Consider the following 20,538-nt stretch of genomic DNA (forward strand, 5'->3'; position numbering starts at 1 on the left):
AAATAACTCTATAATAATATATACTATTATAAGTTATTCAGATAATCGTTCCCATTTCTCATACAATGCATCTAACTCACTTTGTGTAGATTCAATTTGTATGGAAATTTTGGACATTTCATCTAAATCTTGCTGTACTACAGGATTAGCCAATTGCACTTCATACATCTTCATGGTTGCTTCTAAACGAGCAATTTCAGATTCTACCTCAGCTAATTGTTTTTCCACCATATATGCATTCGGTTTCTTCTGAGGTTCCTCTGTCGGTTCTGATGTTGAAAGTACTGGTTCATCAAGTGAAACAACTTTATTTTCAACTTTATCACTCTCTGAGTTCTGTTCATTAGCTAATGCTAATAAATCTTCTTGTTCTTTCAGCTTTTCTTTATAGTACGAGTAATTACCAAGATATTCAGTAATTTTTCCATCATCTAAAACAATGGTTTTTGTAGAAACTTGATCTAAGAAATATCTGTCATGGGAAATAATAAAACATGTACCTTCAAATTGTTGCAAGGCTTGTTCCACAATTTCGCGCGTTGGAATATCTAAATGGTTCGTCGGTTCGTCTAAGATAAGAAAATTATCACCTTGAAGGAATAATTTTAATAATGCTAAACGAGCTCTCTCACCACCAGATAAGTCACCTACAAGCTTAAATACATCATCCCCTTTAAATAGGAATGAACCTAATACATTACGGGCCTTCTCTTCAGTGTAGTTAAAGTGATTCATAACCTCTTCTACTACCTGCCAAGAATCATGTAGTTCTTCATGCTCTTGCGAGAAATATCCCACTTGTACGCGATTACCGATATCTACGTGACCATTCTCAGGAAATAATTCACCTACAATAGTCTTTACGAGTGTCGATTTACCTGCCCCATTAGGTCCAATAAGAGCTACTGATTCACCTCGTCGAACTACGAGTGATATATCATCAATGATAGGACTTTCACCATACCCTACTGATAAATGATCTAGGACAAGAACCTTATCCGCACTCATCGCTGCAGGAGGGAAAGAAAATTGTAAATGATGTGAGGTTACCGGTGCATCAAGTCGTTCTAAACGGTTAAGTTGAGACTGCCGGCCACGAGCCATTTTAGATTTTATACCTGCACGATATTTATCTATATAGGCCTCTGTCTTCTTGATGTACTCCTGTTGTTTCTCATAGGCCACCATATCTGCTTTCAAACGTTCATCCCGTTGTTGAATATAGCGGCTGTAATTACCACGATAGATTGTCGCCTTATGGTTATCTAGTTCTACAACACCAGTGACAATACGATCTAAAAAATAGCGGTCATGGCTGACGATGAGAATACCGCCAGGATAGGCAGATAAATAACCCTCTAGCCACTCTAACATGTCCATATCTAAATGGTTAGTTGGCTCGTCTAAGAACAAAAAGTCTGGACGGCGTACCAAGGCTTTAGCTAAATTAATGCGAGTCTTTTGACCACCAGAAAAAGCACTAGCTGGCTTATCTAAATCCTCATCGGTAAAACCAAGTCCATAAATGATACGTTTAGTCTTTTGCTCATAATCATAGCCACCTAGCCATTCTAAACGATTTTGCAAATAATCCAATCGCTGCAGATCCGATTCACTAGCTTCTTCAGACTCCAAACGCGTGGTAAGTTCTTTTAGTTGCTCCTCTAATACATGGACATCGGCCCAAGCTTTTTCAATTTCTGTAGCTAAACTATCATCTCCTAGATTTACATCTTGTTGTAAGTAACCAATACTGGCTACAGGAGACTTAACTACATTGCCTTCATCTAATTCTTCATAGCCTAATATGCATTTTAACAAGGTGGATTTCCCAGCCCCATTAGGTCCTACCAAGGCTAGTCGCTCACCTTCTTTTATCTCAAAAGACACATTGGAAAATACTTGGCGCACCCCAAATGATTTTCCAAGGCCTATCATTCGAATGCGTTCCATTCATAACCTCCTAATCATTACCCTTTATTATACCACAATTGCCCGAACTAATATTAGCATCTCTATAGAATCTTTTGTTTTTCTACTATGTCGGAATAATTTACCTAGTAAAGGAATATCTCCTAAAATAGGTACTTTTTGAATTTGATGTTGATCGCGATTATCCATAAGTCCACCTATAACGAGTACCTCTCCAGGTTGTAACCGCACCCGTGTATGTGCTTGCCGCGTACTAATTTTATAAGCTTTCATTTCGGATACCATGATAGGTGTACTTACTTCAGCGTGAATTTTTGCATCTACACCGCCATCCCCAGTAATAATAGGCGTGTAGTTTAACTTAATCCCCACCTCTTCATAACGTGTAGAACGCTTACGTTCGCCATTCACTTCGGACTCTTCTATAACAGGGATACGTTCACCGATCAAGATATGTGCTGTTTCACCATTTAAGGCCATAATAGATGGCTTAGCAATTAGCGCGGCTTTACCGGAACTTTCCATAAGACTCAACTCGGGTTTCACAAAAAATTTATAGGCTTCACCACCGGGTGTTTTACCAAAGGTAACGGCCCCGTAAGAATTAGTTTTATCTTCACCATGTCCTGTCAAGCTAAGCCACGACCACCGAATGCCTTGCTCCTTTGCATAAGATTGTTCCATAGCAATGACTGTCGCTTCTAATTGTACTTGCTTAGGCTCCTTATCTATAGCTTTAACCAGTGTTTCTACACGCCGTTTCTCTCCACTGGTCAAATGCATAATCACTTCATTTTGTTCTGAAAGTACCGCCATTTTATCATGTTTCACAACAGTGCCCATTATATTTTTTAAAGACTCTGCTGGCAAATGCTCCGGTGTTATAACATATAATTCTCTATTTTCAAGTGCTTTGTCATCTGGCTCAATAAGAATCGTATTATATTGTTTTGAAACGGAAAAATGATATAGCCTTCCTAATTCTTTTATAAGATCCTCTGGTGTTTCACCTTGCACAGTAGCCGTAATGTTACCTGTTAAAGATTCTACACCCATAACAGATATACGATAACTCCGACAAATCCCTAATACTGTTTCTTTTAGAGAAGCATTACGAACGGATATCGTAATTGATCCTTTTGATTTTCTCAGCTCGCCCTTTTCATTAATTACGTTATCCTTTTCTATGTCATTATTATTATTTGATTTACCATTACTAATTTCTCTATCTAGTGAGTCCCTATCGCTTTCTAGATTAGTAGTTACTGCTGGCCCTGTATTACTCGCTAATACTATAGAAGATTCCCCTAATGATGCATATAGAAACATAACCACTATTATAATTATTTTTATTAGTATGCTAGCTTTGAATAGTTTTTTTCTTACTATGGTCACTCTACTACGTAAGCAATCCTTACCTAATTGATTTTTAACCACCGTGATGAACCTCCTTCAACGATTTCTACACCACTTGCACTTATATTAGAGACAGTAACGCTATGCCAAACCATCCCAACAGTAACCATTTGCTCCTCTGTACCTTTTCGTAAAATAGCAATAATCTCATTGCCCTCAACAATACCAACAAGTTCAACAGGCTGTTCCATACTCGAAGAATTTAACCTACTATGAGACTTTGAATTAATTTGATTATTAGTAAAATCATCACTGCTATCACTAATGGTTTTATCCCCTGTGTGTTTATTCTTATTCTGTGTTCTCCTGGTTTTATACCTATTAGTCCGTCCTTTATATGTATCCCTGCCTGAGTACTTACTATTATTAAACCCTTGCATATCATTAATGCTATCAGCCACTTCATCTACATCCTTAGTATCTTCATGTCTACCATGTACATCATTATCTGGTAAATCTTTAAAAACCTCTCTCCAAGGATGCCCGCGTTCCACGCTGCTCACATCATATAACAAACGGCCTTCACTTTTAGTTTTTAGATTGTCATCTTTTCTCGTTTCTTTAGCATCACTGTTATGATGTTTCTGTCTATTATGTGATATTCCTTCTGATGATTCTTTTGAACTTAATCGGGTCTGATTATTTTCCCCACCATTAACATGCTCAGGTTGTATATGAACACGTTCTTCTTCGTGAGGATATAAAACACCAACGATTAATATGCCAACTATAATTACAAGAAAAACAGAAATAATAATTTTATAGTGACGAATAATAAAATACTGTTTATCAATCCATAATTTAATGCGTTGTATATAATCTTGTAAGTTCATATTCCACCTCCTGCTGACATATTCTAGGAGGTCCTTTTAAATTCCTACAAAAAAATGACTCTACCAGTCACCTAGGTGACTAATAGAGTCATTCATTATATTGACAAATCAAAAGGATTTGTTCTTGTTTTATTTGCTTTTAAAACCATCAGGATGAGATGTATGCCATTTCCAAGCATCTTTGATAACATCGGCTACATTACTGAATTTAGGATCCCAACCAAGTAATTCTTTAATTTTTTCAGAGGAAGCAATCAATGTACCTGGATCGCCAGCACGACGATCACCATATTGAACAGGAATATCGATACCAGTTACCTCTTTAGCAGTTTCAATAATTTCCTTAACGGAGAAGCCATTGCCACTACCAAGATTAAACACTTGAGATTCACCACCGTTACGCAAATAATCCATTGCTAACACATGAGCTGTAGCCAAATCATTAACATGAATATAATCGCGTACACATGTACCATCAGCTGTATTATAATCAGTACCAAAAACAGTTATGTGCTCTCTTTTACCACGAGCTGCATCCATATTGTAAAACTGTCCCCTTTAGAAATAGATTCTACATGTCCACGCGAAAGATTATCTACAATGATAGGTGTATAGCCTGCTTATTGAAAGGCACGTACTGTGTGACTCCCAATATAACCAGCCCCACCTGTTACTAAAATATTCATAGTTCCCCCTTATGAATTCTCTCCATCCTTTACATGAGCCAATTTTGGACCGATGAGACGTTTATAAACTTCAACACCTGGTTGATCGAAAGCGTCTACACCAGCAAAAATAGATTCAAAGTAAACAGCCCAACAATGCATAAACATGATTTCCCCTAAATGGAATGCATTTAATGTTGGTACAGTTATCGTCATATTAAAGCGATTGTCACTAGATAAAGCCTCTCTATTAGCATCTAATGCAATATTGAGAATATCACAAATGCCTACATTACCAAGTGCTTGCAATCGTTCATATTGACTATGTGTATTAGGCACTACAAGATTATGTTGCCACTCTTTAACCTTAATAAATTGAACGACCTTATTAAGGCGACCTTCTTGATGCTCTTGTACTTGAGCATGCATATCCATAGTTCCTACTGCCGCAACTGGTGTACGACCATAAGGTAAGCATGTATTACTCATCTTACCTAACGATTCGGACAATAGCTGTACATACCAATCAGATAAGGAATGAAGGGCTTCCCCATAAGGCATAAACACCTCAATAATACGACCATAACGTTCGGACGCAATATATTTTAGCAATGCACTTAATAAAGCAGGATTTTTGAAAATATCCTCTTCTTGGCAAGCAGCATCCATTGAAGCTGCACCAGCTAAGAACCCCTCAATATCAAAGCCCACAAGAGCCGCCGTTACAAAGCCAACCTCTGTAAACACAGAGAAACGACCGCCAACACCATAGGGAATACTATAGGTTTTCCAATGATTTTCTAGTGCCATAGAACGTAGAACTGTAGGATGTTCATCATCAGACGTATCGGTAACAGCTACTACTTCATAATTTATATTCCGATCTTGCAATGCTATTTCCAAAATCATGAAATTAGCCATTGGTTCGATAGTAGAGCCAGACTTAGAGGTGATAACGAGCATCACCTTATAGTCGGGTCCTTTTTTCTGAGCTTGATACTCTAAGGTACGAATAAGGCCTGATAAATAATCACCATCTACGTTAAATCCAGCAAAATACATCCGTGGATATCCGTTGCGTTCTTCCGTACTAAGATTATTCCAAAATGCACCACATTGAACATCAAAAATAACCTTACTACCCAAATAAGAACCACCAATACCTACAGATACAACTGTATCAATATTATGGCGAGCATAGTCCCTCAATTCATAAAGACGTTTTAGCATTGCAGGTGTATTAATACCATCTTCAGAAATATAAGGAAGTTGGTAAAACAATACCGGTTCAGGCAAGCCGTCCTTGGAAACATGGCCTTCTTCAAAGCCTGTAGAGCGTAAAATATTGGTATGGCGCCAAACATTTTGTATAGCACGCTCAAAGTTTTTTACGTCTCGTTCTTGTATGCAACTTTCATTATATATGTTAGCGTAATCTAACTCGAACCCCGATTGTAATCGCAACATCAAATATCTCCTTCACTGACATTTTATGTACAATATTCTACTCATTATACCATAAAACAATGAATAAAATATTAGTTTATGCAATCAATTCACCCACAAACCATAACCAAACCCCACTGCATAAACAGACCATAACAATGCAATAGGGATAGCTAGTTTAAACTTAAGCTTTAAAGTCTTATGACGCCAAATAACCATGCCCAATAGCGCACCAAGGCCGCCAAAGGCAAATGCTAAAAATAATAATGTGAACTCTGAAATCCGATTATACCCCTTAATAGCACATAGCTTATCATATCCATACATGCTAAATACAATTAGATTCCATAGCCCTACAGTAACCCAGAATTGTGTATCACTCATGTCCCCAAACCTTATATACCTTACTTATGATGAGCTTTAAAATATTCTAATGTTTTTTGTAAGCCTTCATCTAATGTTGTTGAAGCTACAAATCCAAAATCACGTTCTGCCTTTGCATTACTTAAACGTGAATGTTTGATATCCCCTATGCGTTCGTCTTCATAATGAACCATAAAATCAGCACCACTAATAGATCTGAATCGTGTAATCAACTCATTAACAGATGTTCCCGTATTGGTAGACACGTTATAAATACCTGTACAGCTAGTATTGCCCATAGCCTTAATATTAGCTTCTACCACATCTTCTACATAAATGAAGTCTCTTGTTTGTTCCCCATCACCATATACGGTTAAAGGCTTGCCTTCAACGATTAAACGATTGAAAATACTAATAACGCCACCTTCACCACCATCACCTTGACGTGGACCATATACATTGGCATATCTAAAGCATACTGTATTTAACCCGAAAGCTTCACGATAGATACGTAAATACCCTTCTGCAGTAAGCTTAGTCAAACCATAGAAGGATGATGGCATACCACTTAGTTCTTCGGTCAATGGTAATACTGCTAAGTCCCCATACACAGCAGCCGAAGAAGGCATTAAGAATTGTTCAACCTTTACCTTACGACAAGCATCAAGTACATTAATAAGCCCTAACAAATTAACATCACAGTCATAACTTGGATTCTCCATAGAGGATTGAACCATAGTTTGAGCCGCCTCATGAAATACAATAGAGGGCTTAAACTCTTCAAAGACAGATAATAATTTTGGATCTCGTACATCCATCTCAATAAATTGAGCAGAATCATGTACAAAAGAACGCATACCTGTAGATAGATTATCTATAACGAGCACATTGTGCCCCAATTCAATTAATCGATCAACGAGATGGGAACCAATAAAACCGGCCCCTCCTGTAACACATATATTCATAACACCCTCCTTTCTGAGAAAGTTAAATTCCCGCGCCTTGTTTGGCTAGTACATCAGCCATTTCATTATATGTATCGCCCGTATGAGCAGCCACCTTGTGAAAGTGTACGCGCACACGGTCTTTAATTGAGTCATAAAACGCAGCATAATGTTGAGTCAGTGCATTATTGCGTTTCCATCGTTTGGTAGCCCACATTTCTATTCCCATATAATCATAATATAGGGAACATTCTGGAATACCATTATCAACGGCATATTTCATAACATACATAGCTGCTAGTAGCTCACCAGCTACATTCCAAAATGATGTATATCTTTCATCATTAGAAGGAAATGAAAAAGTCTCCTTAGATCCATTCAAGAAGATAACGCCACCAGCGCCAACTGTATTGGTGCCTTTATTATAACTACCATCAATATAAGCAATAACATGGTTGGCCTTAGTAAAATCTGGTTTTACCACATTTGGAGATACCTTATTTTGACCTTTAGAACTAAAGCCTATAGGTCTAGAATTCATAGATTTAGACTTAACTGCTTGTGGCGATTTAGGTTCGCTCCGTTTAGCACTCATAAAATCACTTAAGGATAATCCTGAATCATCTACAAAAACACGTGCTTCTGCTTCTGTAGGGAAAGATTTGTAGATAGCACCACCAAAACCCTTTACCTGTTTCTCACAATCTGCCCAGGTAGTATAAACTCCCGGTACACGTCCTTGACGAACTGCATAAAACTTCTTTGCCATAGGTACCTCTTAATGATCCATTGTAAGTGCTACAAATTCAGCATTTACAACAGAGGCCAAATCCTTTGGATTTACCTTCATCTGCATGCCTCGTAGACCAGCGCTTACATATACAAATTCTTGAGGCTCCATTGTGGCATCAAAATAGGTAGGAAATGATTTTTTCATTCCCACTGGAGAACATCCGCCCCGTAAATATCCTGTAATGCCTAGTAAGTCCTTAACATGAACCAGTTCTACAGACTTATTATGACTGACACGAGCCGCTTGTTTCATATCTAGCTCTTCAGCCACTGGAATACAGAATACTACAAACCCTGTTTTATCGCCCTTACCAACAAGTGTTTTAAAGACTTGTTTTTCATCGAGTCCTAAGACTTCTACTACATGAAGGCCAGCAGCACGTTCTTCAGACCACTCATATTCACTAATACTATAAGGTATCTTATGAGTATCTAAAATACGTAATGCATTTGTTTTCTTATGTTTCTCTTTACCCACTATAACCTCCATATACTAGCATAACAAATAAATTTAATCATACCATAATATATTTCTATCGATAAATATATTTTTCATTACTATTTATTTACGATTTTATTAATATTTTTTAGTTCAATACGCAAGGTTCCATCATCATTAGTTTTGATTTCAATGAACTCGCGATTTTTCATATACTCTACAGGAAAAGAAATTTCAATGCCCGTATCCGTTTTAATCTTATGATGTTCGCCAACCTTCGTAGCAAACTCTCGATTAACAGGTAGAGGCCTCATCATATCTGCATCAGCTAATTCTTTCTTAGCCGCCTCTTGTTGAACAGGGTTTGATTTAAATACCTCTTCCACAATGCGAACAGGATCTACTGTATCAGATACTTCTGCATTTTTCGCAATCATAGACTTTGCAGTCGTCAATTCAACGACACCATCCGACTCATGGGCTTGAGCCACCTTATCTACGATAGCTTTCACCTTTTTCACCGTATCTCTAGAAGATTGGTTAGTGCCTAATTGCAATACCTTATCTGCTAAGATATAGGATACTTCACCATCAAATTCACCTTTCGGTTCAAAAATTCGAACGCTAAAATCATTTAAATTAATGGATGCAAAGGCGCGTAACTTCTGCGACGGCATAGGCAACACGGCCTTATGAGAAACAAGTTCTGTGGCTAAGCTGCCATTATCTTCACTAAATAATTGATGTGTAAAAGCATCATGAGCTTGGCACAAAAGAATGCAGATATAAGAGGCATCCGTAACAGCTTCACAAATAATCGTATCGATAACAACGGAGTCCGTCGCTTGTTTCATATAGGTAAACAAGCTTTCACCTAAGTTCTTAGATAACTCTATAAACTTGAGGTCTCCATTTTTATAATCGACTAATTGTTTACCAAATGGACTTGCATCATGCAAGGTACCTGTTCTAGCACCGGGGTCTTTGAACGCCTTAACTACATGATTGGCAATATAATCATGAATGGCTTGATCCCCAACCTTTAATTCATGTTCAGAGTATACGGCTAAAGAGGATGTAAAATCGAAAATCTCTAGCGCCGCCTTATTAATCTGCATGATGCCTCCTTATAATAGTAAAAACAATTACCCTTTATTATACCACTCTTTTAGCTTTCGTTTATCAACTTTTGAGCATTCAGTAAGAGGTAACATAGGAATAGAGTAGATAGATTTTGGCCATTCTATGGAAGGCCTATGATGCCGTATTGTTTCCATAACATCAGCTACTAGAATATTATCCTCCAACACCATATACGCTACAAAATCTTCCCCTTTTACATTATCTATGATATCGATAATAGCTACTTCTGAGACACCATCTATAGATTGCAAATAAGTTTCCATGGAGGGAATAGATATTTTATACCCCCCCTTGTTTACCACATCGCCTTGTCGCCCAGTAAACATAAGGTACCCCTCTGCATCTATATAACCACAATCATTAACCGTATATGTATCGGATATACCTTCAATATGATATTTTGTAGTCACATAAATAATGCCTTTATCCTCTTCAATTTGAACAGACGGAAATGGTCTTCCTACCGTACCTTCACGTTCAAGCCACTCTCGGCCTGTGCAATATGTAATATAGTTAAGCTCTGTGGCTCCATAATACAATATAAATCCCATATTAGGGCATATCGACTGTAACTGTTCCATCAGATGACGATCAAGCACTTGTGAGCCAGCAATAATATAGTTAATCGCAGATAATTTATATTTACAATGCCTTACGAGCAATCTAAGTTTTGTAGGAAGAGCATAGATATGATCTACTTCATATCTTTTAAGCAGCTCAATCCATCGAGTAGGACGCAAGGAACTGGTAGTAACAATGGTTCCTCCTGCCCATAAGACAGCAACAACCATATTACTAACACCAGTAAAACTAAAGCTGCCTTGCAAAAAGATTTTTGTATCTTCATTTATATAAAAGATATTATTTTGAATATCAAAAAACTCTCGCCATGATTCCTCTTTTCTCCACAACGGTTTAGGACGCCCCGTAGTACCTGATGTAAGTACACCAAAATCAGTTAATGGTAACACGCCTTCATCAGCTATAATATGAGCTAACTCGTCTATATACTCAGTATCCATTTCATTATGGCATACCATGGGAATATAGCCGGCATACAATGCACCTAACCATTGTACAAGTTGTTCTAAAAAGGATTGACTCTGAATTAAAAGAACTTTATTTTTTAATGTTTCTTTAACTTGAGTAAGATGTACGATACGACTAGTATCATCAAGATCTATTGAAAGAATAGCATCATATAGTTCACCATATGTATACTGCGTATCATCTACAATAAGAGCAACCTTATGAGGCTTTAACTCTTTATATTGTTGTAACCGTTCAATAATTGTCATTTTACATTCGTTCCATAATCAAAGCAGTTCCTGTACCACCTGCGCCGGCAATAGCACACAAACCATAGCGACCATTACAAGATTCTAAAGCAGCCATACAATGAAGAACTAATATAGCACCAGAACAGCCATAAGGATGTCCATACGCTAAAGCACCACCTAGTTTATTATATTTCCCCATGTGGTTAGGATACGCCTTATTAAAAAGCACATCGATGATAGCAAAGGCTTCGTTCCATTCCACTACATCAATATCATCCATCGTTAGACCAGTGCGTTTTAAAATCGCTTCTGTGCTTTCTAAAGCTCCTTCTGGGCTAAACCGAGGATTTCCCGCCCAAGGCATAATACTATGAATTCTAAAGGGCCCTTTTTCATTAGATACGTATACAAAAGCCGCGCCATCATGAGTTAAACAAGCATTACCTGCATTTGTAATAGAGTTCTTACCTAATAAGGGCTTCATCCTGGACAAGAGTTTTTCGTTCATTTTAGGTCTAATGCATTCATCAACACAGGCTTTGCCATCGATGGTAATAGGCATAATGTAAGATTTCAAATGCGGATTATTTAAAGCTTCAGAAGCGCGTTTGTGACTACCAATAATATAGGGATATAAATCTTCCTTGAGTACATTATGTTTTTGAATCGTCCTCTCTGCCCCTTCTAACATAGCTAGAGGAGAACAATCGTTAGGGCTAAACTGAGCAACCTTATATAGGCCTTCACGATTATCACCAGCTGCATACATCCTATCGGGCTGTAATGAAGAACTTTCAATACCACCAGCAATAGCCGAATCCATAACACCTGATGCAATATGTGTATAGGCCATCTCAATACTCATCAAGGCTGATGCACATTGCATATCTACGGTAATCGCAGGAACAGAATTCGGCAAATTAGTCATGAGCCCCATAAGGCGACCAATATTCCCACCTGTACCAACTGCATTACCACAAAAGATCCCATCCACTTGTGAAATATCATAACGATTGATTAATTCATTAATGAGTTGAGCTCCTAACATTTCAGGTCTCATATTTCTATATTGTCCATTTAATACGCCTATAGGGATTCTAAGCCCACCATGAATATATACTGACATATTAGCTCCTATAAGAAAATGCAGAAAAGAGGCATCCCAAGGAATGCCTCTTTTCATTATTACATTCTAAATTTTAATTTTAGTTGCTAACCAAGAAGCAACGAGACATTTTACAATATCCCCAGGAATGAATGGGAACATTACTACAGGCAATGCCGCCCAAAGTTCAGTTTTTGTTACAATCATAAAGCCTGCAACGCCAAATAGATATACTACAGGAATAGTAATTACAAGAGAACGCCATGCATAAGAGAAAAAGCTCTTTTTAGAACCTTTGAATACGCTTAATAATGTATAAGCTATTGGCCAAGAGAAGATAAAGCCCCCTGTTGGTCCTAATAATTTGCCAAGACCTGCTGTGCCACCAACGAATACTGGTAAACCTACAGCACCAAGTAAAACGTAAATGATAAATACAATAAATGCATCCTTTGGTTGCAATAATAGACCTGTTAATGTAGCCACCAAAGTCAATGCAGTTACCATGGCCGGACTAAATGGCAATGGGAAAGAAATATATGCTGAAATACATAATAAGGCTGTTAATAAAGCCATTTTTGTTAAACGTCTTGCTTCCATAATTACCTCTAACTAATACATCTTTGTTTTAAATATGTTAAATCTTCATTTTCACCAAAAAAAGTAGCCGAAAAAGCTAATGTATCACCTATATACCCTTCTACTTGAGCATCTTCAGAATTTTCCACCAAAGTTACCTGATCATCTGCAATAACGGGTGCATGAAAATAAATAGCCATCTGCTGCGCAGATTTACTAATATTCCAATAATTCCATAAATTTTCTAGAATCATACAACCCGGTACCACATAGGGTGCTTCTCGATGAATCTCATTAGTATCATTAATATCGTTTACAAATCGTATTATATCGTCCTTAGAAAAAGATATAGTACGGTCGTTTTTCTCTTGATGAATTGTAGAACGGATACGAAAATGTTTCAGTACCGGTCGTAAATCAACAATTAAAAAACCTGATTTATCTAGAATACCAATTGTAGTAGTTTTAGCAACTTGATATAAAATACCACTGATAGATTGATTACTACCAGAAGCATCATAATGCATATGCTTAATAACACTATGTCCTGGTAATCCAAAATCATTATTACACAATGTTGTAAAGAGCGATTTCATATAATCACAGTCCTTTATTTATTCAATAAATTGATTATAATCAACATTATTTTATTAGTCAACAAAATAACCTTTGTTTTGTTGACAATAATGCAAAAATATCGCTACCATACAAAAGAACCTATGGTAATATCCACAGGTTCTTTGTATATACATATATAGATTCACTATTTAAGATCTAGGTCTTTTAAATATGCTTTGAAGTTCTCACCTAACTCTTCATTACGAAAGGCATACTCAACAGTAGCTTTCAAGTAACCTAATTTATCGCCTATATCATAACGAATACCTTCATACGCTAAAGCATATGTATCGGTTTTGGATGCGGCTAGAGCATCAGTCAATTGAACTTCATTACCTACGCCTGGTTTTGTATTTTCCAAAATATTGAAAATATCTGGTGTTAAAATGTAACGACCTAATACTGCAAGTCTAGATGGTGCATCTTCTTTTTTTGGTTTTTCCACCAAATTATGAACGCGATATAAATTATCAGCTAATGCTTCACCAGATACAATGCCGTAAGAGCTAACTTTATCTTCAGGTACAAATTGAGCCCCTAAGATAATGCCAGGATGTTCGTCATAACACTCAATTAACTGTTTAAGGCATGGATTTTCAGGATTATATACAATATCATCACCAAGCAATACAGCAAATGGTTCATCACCAATAAAGGCTTTTGCACATAGTACAGCATCGCCAAGACCACGAGGAGCTTTTTGACGAATAAAGTGAACTTTAATATCTGCTAAGTCTTTAATCATAGCCAATTGTTTATTTTTACCTTGGCTTTGTAAAAGTAGTTCTAATTCCACACTGCTATCAAAATGATCTTCAATAGCGCGTTTATTACGACCTGTAATGATTAGGATTTCTTCAATGCCAGAATCTAATGCTTCTTTCACAATATATTGGATAGCTGGTGTATCTACAATGGGAAGCATTTCCTTTGGTTGTGCTTTAGTAGCTGGTAAAAAGCGTGTACCAAAGCCAGCTGCTGGAATAACGGCTTTTCTAATACGTTGCATAATTATCTCCTAATTAAAAGTCTTTGCCAACAAACTTTATCTTCCATTGATCATTGTTGCTTCTATGGGCATCTTTATATGTCAAATACATATCAAAGGAATGCAAATCACGATGCCACGTATAGTATACAGAATCAATATCACCACTCATCATATTTGTTTTTACACTTACAGAGAAGTCATCTAGACGAGTTAATTTATAGCTACCACCATAGATAAGTTCTTTCGGAAGTTCCGTAGTATCAAAACGATATGGAGAGTTGTTATATGAAATATTGCGTTGATTATAGCTAACCCATACATTAGCTCGATTACCAACCTTAGACCGGAAACGAGCCCCCCAATAAGGCATACTACGAATAGTATCATTATAACCATAATAATCGCGTTGATACCCACCTAAGAATCGTAGATTAGCATTTTTACCAAGCTTAATTGGATCGTGAGATACTTCTGTATAGTATTCTTTATGAGAACCTTTTACAGAACCTTCTTTCCAATAACCAGCATTAACACCACCGCGTACAGTTACTGGTGATTTTCCTACATGATACGTATGAGTATCGAGTCGAACCTCACCAATTTTTTCAACCCATACTGTTTCATCATTATATTCATTAGATTCTTTACTATACCCTATAGATGCTGTAGCCCAAGGTAAATAATGACGATATCCAATTTGTGGTTTAAAGCCATTTTTAACGTACCAACGATAGTCGATGTACGCTTCACCATGCTTACCAATTGGATACTCAGTACTACCATGCAAGCCAAATCCATCATCACTATTATACATAGGTCTCGGAATCAAAGAAAAAAGGCTAAACTTCTGCTCACCCTTATCATGACGTAAGGACGCTGTATAAGAAGGTAAAGATAAAACCTTAAAGTTTTTAATGTAGAAAGACGGTTTTTTAATAATGACTTTATCGCCAGGATACACCTTGATATCTTGACCTTCTACACGATAATCTGGTGTATGTTTAAAGGCCATCGCATGTTTTGTGGTAACCATGCCTTTATCCATATGACCAGTTTCACCATCAAATGTAGCATTTTGCCCCTTCACATAGTAAGGATCATTCCAACCAAACGCTTGGTCAGCTGTAAAATGACGGTCACTAGTCCGATATGTCATATTTTGACCTGTAATATCCTTTGTTTTACCGCCATTTTCCAAAAAGCGATACCCACCAACAGTACGGTATTCTGTAGTTTTTGTATTACCTTCTATACGTGGTGCCATCAAGGTTTGATTACCTTGAGTCACTACTACATCACCTTGTGCATATACATCACCAGTGGACCCAGTATAGGACATTTTATCTGCATCAATACGAGTCGGCAATTGTTCTGTAGGTTGATCAGACTTTGCCTTTTCACCACGACGTACAACACGGATATTACTATTTTCAGGTGTAGATGCTTTAGAGATTTCTCCAAGATAGGATTGATCAACGCTATCCAATTGATCTTGATATACCGTGGTTGACTCCGTAGCGGCCCATACTGGTTGTGCTAAACAAAAAACACAAGCCGCTGCCAGCCATTGTACTTTACGTTTCCTCATGGTTACTAGAACTCCTCTTGCTTTAAGAATTTGTTAATTATTGATTACGCTTTACAACTACGATAGGTTGAGAAACATTTTCTACCGGTTCTTCTTGTTCTTCTACTGCTGCTGGTTCCTCTGTTGTTGTTTCATTTTCATCAACAGCCGCTTCATTAGTGTCTACAGTCTCTTCAGATTCATCGGCCGTATTAGGTACAGTTACTGCTTCAGCCAATTCATCATCACTGTGAGCCAAACCATCACCACCAATTACAAGACCTTGAATTGTAACAGAATCTTGAGGTTGTACATAAATAGTTGCACCAGCAGGGTATTCAATATTTTTACCCTTAACAAAGGCACCACCTACTAAGCCTACTGGTCCAAGTAAAACAGCACCAGCTACGGATGCACCAGCTGCTTTAACTTCACTGCGAGTTTTATCCTTAGCTTCTTTACCTTGTACTGCAGTAAATTCAGTACCATCAATAGCAGGGATTGTGTCAAATGTGATGTCTAATACACCATTACGACCAAAGGAACGAGCCTTTTTCAAGGATGTAATTGTACCAGATCCTACTGTACCTGCAGGTACCAATAACACATTGCCATCCATTACATTTTCAGCTACTGTGAAAGCAACAGTGTCGCCTTCATGGCTAGTTTTAGAAGAAACAGCGTCATTCAAGGTAACTTTGAAGACTTGGTTACCAGCTAATGTACCAACTTGGTTAGTAAGCGTTACATTGCTACCATATACTTTTGTTTTCAAAGAAATGATACGTTTTTGTAAAGAGCCGCTACCAATACGACCATTAACGCTACGTTCCATCTTTTCTACGCGATCTACAAGAGAACCTGCGTTAATGCTATTTTGATATGTATATTCAAGCGCATCCATTTCTTCGCGCAAAGAAATGTTTGTGCCACTACCTTCTACGGAGTTATAGAGGGAATCAACACGTTTGCTCAATGTAGCAGAATTGCCATTGAAACCAGTACCATACACGGTTTCATCAAGTTGATTAATGCGGTCCACTACAGCACCATCTTGTACTGCACCATATACAGTAGTTTCCAAAACATTTGTTTTCTCTGTAACTGTGCCAGGAGCAGCAAATGCAGTGCCTGAAATCAAGGATGCCATTAAAAGTGTAAGTACTTGCTTCTTCATAAATTCCTCCACAACGTATCTAATGTATAACTGTTATACAACAGAATAAGCACGGGCCTAAGACCGTGCTTATTCCCTGAGTCTACTATTTTATATGCTCAGTGGCCATTAAATTTTCAAATCGATAATCGCAGATACACCTACGCCTTGAACACGAGATGCACCAACTGGGTTTGTGCTATCAACAGGTACTAAACCTTTAACACGAACCATACCGTTAAAGCTACCTTCTACTTGAGCAACTGCTTTAACTTGTTCAATGCTAGATGCAGGACCAGTAACTTGAGCAGCACCGATATAACCTTTTGTACCAATACTGATAATAGGTACAACTTTAGTTGTATACTCTGTGCTTAAGTTATTTTGTTTCAATAATTTATTTAAGAAAGAGTCAATTTGAGGACCGAATTTATTGATAACAATACCGATACCACCAATTTTAGCTGCACCACCAAGAATACTGCTAAGGCCGCCAGCTTGAGTAGTCAAGATGCCACCGAATGCAGTTGTAGTTAAACAAATCCCTAGAACAGCTGTAATAATCTTCTTTTTCATAATAAGCCTCCTATAGATACTTATATTTTAACAAATTCTATACATAGATTCTAGTGAAAGTATAAGAACTTACACATAAAGATACTAGCATTGTATAAAAGTCCGATGAACAACCAATGAATTTTACACAACTTAATTTAATGCTACCATCACAAAGATTTAGTGTCAATATCAACTCTCAATCATACTCTATAGGCATAAAATAGTTCTTATCTTTACATACCCTTAGGACTTAAAGAAACTCAATTAGTTAATTAGCAGATACGAGGAACTTGATCTTCACCTAACAAATCGATTAAGCGAACACCACCAATAGCGGTTTGTAAACCAACCTTACCAATATTCTTGTCTAGTGTTCTCCCAATTAACACAGCTTCTTTGCCCTCTTCAAAGCCGTGAAGAATGGAGAGAACTTCTTCTGTAACGGATTGATCTACTACCAGTACAACCTTTCCTTCATTTGCTAAATATAATGGATCATATCCTAAAATATCACAAACAGACTGTACTTCAGCGTGAATTGGTATAGCCGCTTCTTCTACCTTAATACCAACTTGACTTTGGTCTGCAATTTCTTTTAAAACAGTACCTAAACCACCACGTGTAGGATCTCGCAATAGAGCCACTTGAGGCCCCACTTTATCAAGTACAGCATGAACCATGTTATTTAAAGGCGCACAGTCAGTTTTTAACGCATCAGATAAATCCAAGCCAAATCGTTGACCCATAACAGCAATAGAATGATCCCCAATAGCACCAGATAAGATAATATCCATTCCCGCTTTCACACGATGTGGACCAATATCAATCCCATCTGGGATCATGCCAATACCCGCTGTATTTATGTAGATTTTGTCTACCTCGCCCTTTTTAACAACCTTAGTGTCCCCTGTAACAATTTGTACATTTGCAGCTTTTGCCATATCTGACATAGTATGAAGTATTTCATCTAACTCATCAAAGGCCAAGCCTTCTTCTAAGATAAGGCCACAACTTAAATATTGTGGGACAGCACCATTCATAGCTAAATCATTCACAGTACCACATACAGCTAATTTACCAATATTTCCGCCAGGGAAAAACGTTGGTTGTACTACATAGGAATCTGTAGAGAACGCCATACGTCCTGCTGTAACGGGAAATTGAGCACCATCATGTAAAGGAGCCAATAAATCATTTGTAAAGTATTTCAAAATAAAACGCTCGGTCAATTCATGACTAAATCGACCGCCATTCCCATGGACTAAGCGAACTCGTTCCATATTAATCCTCCCACGTCGATCCACCACTGGAATAACCGTATTTATACCATGCTGCACAACTACCTTCTACAGATACCATGCAAGCACCAACAGGGTGGTCAGCAGTACAGCTTTTACCAAATAATGGACATTCACTTGGCTTAATAAGCCCTTGCAATACACGACCACATTGGCACCCTTTTGGATCAAGAGAAGGCTTTTCAAGCTGGATAGGTAATGCACGTTCCACATCATAGGCTGCATATGCATCCTTTAATCTTAAGCCAGAGTTTGGAATAACACCGATACCACGCCACGCATCATCACATACATCATATACTTCTTTGATCATCGCTTGCGCTACCGGATTCCCCTTCTGCATAACTACAGAATGATAGGTATTACCCACCACAAAATTACCGGTTTTACGTTGCTCTAAAATATTTGCTATAGCAGATAAAATCTCAAGTCCATCAAAGCCAGCAATACAAGACGGTATGTGATATTCTTCAGGTAAGAATCGGTATGGCTCTTCACCAATAATAACGCTTACATGACCTGGCAAAATAAATCCGTCAATATGACCTTCTTGTTTATCTAATAAAGCTCGTAATGCAGGAGGCACTAATTTATGAGATACAAGGAAGAAAACATTCTTCAGCCCTGCTGCATGAACTGCTTTTACAGTTGCACAAATAACGGCAATAGTCGTTTCAAAACCTATAGCCAGAAATACTATTTTCTTATCTGGGTATTTTTTACTAAGTTCTACCACCTCTAAAGGGGTATAAATGACATGAATATGGGCGCCCTTTGTTTGAGCCTCACTAAGACTGCTATAGCTACCAGGAACCTTTAACATATCCCCAAAGGTAGCAATAATAACATCATCCCGTTCAGCATAGGCTAACGCCTTATCCATATACGTTTGATCTGTTACACATACAGGACATCCTGGTCCACTTACAAGTTCAATGCCACTTGGCAATAATTGTCGAAGACCTTCACGGAAAATCGATACAGTATGTGTACCACAAACCTCCATAAGCCTTACGGTTTCCCCAGGCTCATGAAGGGCATTGATACGTTTTAATAACGCATCAGCACTGTTCTGCTTTTCCTGCAAAGTAAGCTTCTTCAAGTTCTTCTAGCTCCTTAAAGGCCTCTAATGTTTTTTGTGCCTCTTCTTCATCAACAATTTGTACAGCAAAACCCGCATGGACTAACAACCAGTCCCCTACCTTTGCTTCTGGTACGAGGAGTAAGCTGCAGTCACGGGTGGCACCTGTTAATTCAACAGTGCCAATAACATCATTCACAGCTACTAACTGTGCTGGTACAGCTAAGCACATACTATCTCCTTATATATTATATTAATAACAAATTCTATGAGTTTACTTTCGAGAAAGAAAACTCACCATATATAAATATTTCTAATATCATTGTATCACA

Annotated in this window: 21 protein-coding genes; all 21 read right to left on the reverse strand. The window is 37.6% G+C overall.

Annotated features, from left to right (window positions below; genetic code table 11):
• Nucleotides 1-33 precede the first annotated feature (33 nt).
• Entirely contained in the window at nucleotides 34-1,953 is a 1,920-nt protein-coding gene (locus LKD20_RS02450) for an ABC-F family ATP-binding cassette domain-containing protein (protein WP_227720794.1), read from the reverse strand.
• A 27-nt stretch (nucleotides 1,954-1,980) separates the two neighbouring features.
• On the reverse strand, nucleotides 1,981-3,261 hold the full coding sequence (locus LKD20_RS02455; protein WP_178886024.1) for a type II secretion system protein GspD: 1,281 nt from the start codon (nucleotides 3,259-3,261) through the stop codon (nucleotides 1,981-1,983).
• Between the two features lie 89 nt (nucleotides 3,262-3,350).
• A complete protein-coding gene (locus LKD20_RS02460) occupies nucleotides 3,351-4,181 on the reverse strand; it encodes a hypothetical protein (protein WP_178885221.1) in 831 nt (276 codons plus the stop codon).
• A gap of 129 nt (nucleotides 4,182-4,310) precedes the next feature.
• Nucleotides 4,311-4,721: a GDP-mannose 4,6-dehydratase gene (locus LKD20_RS02465; protein ID WP_432049330.1), complete on the reverse strand. Its 411-nt coding sequence runs from the start codon at nucleotides 4,719-4,721 to the stop codon at nucleotides 4,311-4,313.
• Between the two features lie 155 nt (nucleotides 4,722-4,876).
• Entirely contained in the window at nucleotides 4,877-6,313 is a 1,437-nt protein-coding gene (locus LKD20_RS02470; RefSeq protein WP_227720795.1) for a phosphoglucose isomerase-related protein, read from the reverse strand.
• A gap of 84 nt (nucleotides 6,314-6,397) precedes the next feature.
• Nucleotides 6,398-6,676, reverse strand: coding sequence for a DUF1294 domain-containing protein (locus LKD20_RS02475; RefSeq protein WP_024065484.1), 279 nt, complete (start codon nucleotides 6,674-6,676; stop codon nucleotides 6,398-6,400).
• Nucleotides 6,677-6,696: 20 nt separating this feature from the next.
• Nucleotides 6,697-7,620 (reverse strand): NAD-dependent epimerase/dehydratase family protein, encoded by a 924-nt coding sequence (locus tag LKD20_RS02480; RefSeq protein ID WP_105088996.1) that lies wholly within the window; start codon nucleotides 7,618-7,620, stop codon nucleotides 6,697-6,699.
• Nucleotides 7,621-7,642: 22 nt separating this feature from the next.
• On the reverse strand, nucleotides 7,643-8,368 hold the full coding sequence (locus LKD20_RS02485; protein WP_227720796.1) for a ribonuclease H1 domain-containing protein: 726 nt from the start codon (nucleotides 8,366-8,368) through the stop codon (nucleotides 7,643-7,645).
• 9 nt (nucleotides 8,369-8,377) lie between these two features.
• Nucleotides 8,378-8,869, reverse strand: coding sequence for a Cys-tRNA(Pro) deacylase (gene ybaK, locus LKD20_RS02490; RefSeq protein WP_227720797.1), 492 nt, complete (start codon nucleotides 8,867-8,869; stop codon nucleotides 8,378-8,380).
• Between the two features lie 80 nt (nucleotides 8,870-8,949).
• Nucleotides 8,950-9,948 (reverse strand): nucleoid-associated protein, encoded by a 999-nt coding sequence (locus tag LKD20_RS02495; RefSeq protein ID WP_227720798.1) that lies wholly within the window; start codon nucleotides 9,946-9,948, stop codon nucleotides 8,950-8,952.
• Nucleotides 9,949-9,975: 27 nt separating this feature from the next.
• Nucleotides 9,976-11,271: an AMP-binding protein gene (locus LKD20_RS02500; protein WP_227720799.1), complete on the reverse strand. Its 1,296-nt coding sequence runs from the start codon at nucleotides 11,269-11,271 to the stop codon at nucleotides 9,976-9,978.
• Nucleotide 11,272: 1 nt separating this feature from the next.
• Nucleotides 11,273-12,379, reverse strand: coding sequence for a thiolase family protein (locus tag LKD20_RS02505; protein WP_227720800.1), 1,107 nt, complete (start codon nucleotides 12,377-12,379; stop codon nucleotides 11,273-11,275).
• Nucleotides 12,380-12,445: 66 nt separating this feature from the next.
• Nucleotides 12,446-12,958: a biotin transporter BioY gene (locus LKD20_RS02510; RefSeq protein ID WP_005387058.1), complete on the reverse strand. Its 513-nt coding sequence runs from the start codon at nucleotides 12,956-12,958 to the stop codon at nucleotides 12,446-12,448.
• 8 nt (nucleotides 12,959-12,966) lie between these two features.
• The gene (locus LKD20_RS02515; RefSeq protein ID WP_227720801.1) at nucleotides 12,967-13,533 is read right to left on the reverse strand and encodes a hypothetical protein; all 567 of its coding nucleotides are present in this window, start codon (nucleotides 13,531-13,533) and stop codon (nucleotides 12,967-12,969) included.
• Between the two features lie 167 nt (nucleotides 13,534-13,700).
• On the reverse strand, nucleotides 13,701-14,564 hold the full coding sequence (galU, locus tag LKD20_RS02520) for a UTP--glucose-1-phosphate uridylyltransferase GalU (protein ID WP_227720802.1): 864 nt from the start codon (nucleotides 14,562-14,564) through the stop codon (nucleotides 13,701-13,703).
• 13 nt (nucleotides 14,565-14,577) lie between these two features.
• On the reverse strand, nucleotides 14,578-16,134 hold the full coding sequence (locus LKD20_RS02525; protein WP_227720803.1) for an LptA/OstA family protein: 1,557 nt from the start codon (nucleotides 16,132-16,134) through the stop codon (nucleotides 14,578-14,580).
• Between the two features lie 37 nt (nucleotides 16,135-16,171).
• The gene (locus tag LKD20_RS02530) at nucleotides 16,172-17,290 is read right to left on the reverse strand and encodes a hypothetical protein (protein WP_039969271.1); all 1,119 of its coding nucleotides are present in this window, start codon (nucleotides 17,288-17,290) and stop codon (nucleotides 16,172-16,174) included.
• Nucleotides 17,291-17,398: 108 nt separating this feature from the next.
• Nucleotides 17,399-17,845, reverse strand: a complete 447-nt coding sequence (locus LKD20_RS02535) for a hypothetical protein (protein WP_005387067.1) — start codon at nucleotides 17,843-17,845, stop codon at nucleotides 17,399-17,401.
• Between the two features lie 254 nt (nucleotides 17,846-18,099).
• Nucleotides 18,100-19,107 carry a hydrogenase expression/formation protein HypE gene (gene hypE, locus LKD20_RS02540; protein ID WP_005387069.1) on the reverse strand — a complete coding sequence of 336 codons (1,008 nt, stop codon included), beginning with the start codon at nucleotides 19,105-19,107 and terminating at the stop codon, nucleotides 18,100-18,102.
• Between the two features lies 1 nt (nucleotide 19,108).
• Nucleotides 19,109-20,227, reverse strand: coding sequence for a hydrogenase formation protein HypD (gene hypD, locus LKD20_RS02545; protein WP_039969273.1), 1,119 nt, complete (start codon nucleotides 20,225-20,227; stop codon nucleotides 19,109-19,111).
• On the reverse strand, nucleotides 20,187-20,438 hold the full coding sequence (locus tag LKD20_RS02550; protein ID WP_005387071.1) for a HypC/HybG/HupF family hydrogenase formation chaperone: 252 nt from the start codon (nucleotides 20,436-20,438) through the stop codon (nucleotides 20,187-20,189). The genes hypD and LKD20_RS02550 overlap by 41 nt, the downstream gene beginning before the upstream one ends.
• Nucleotides 20,439-20,538: the final 100 nt, after the last annotated feature.

The sequence above is a fragment of the Veillonella fallax genome (genome assembly GCF_020687175.1).
In the GTDB taxonomy this organism is placed as follows: domain Bacteria; phylum Bacillota; class Negativicutes; order Veillonellales; family Veillonellaceae; genus Veillonella; species Veillonella fallax.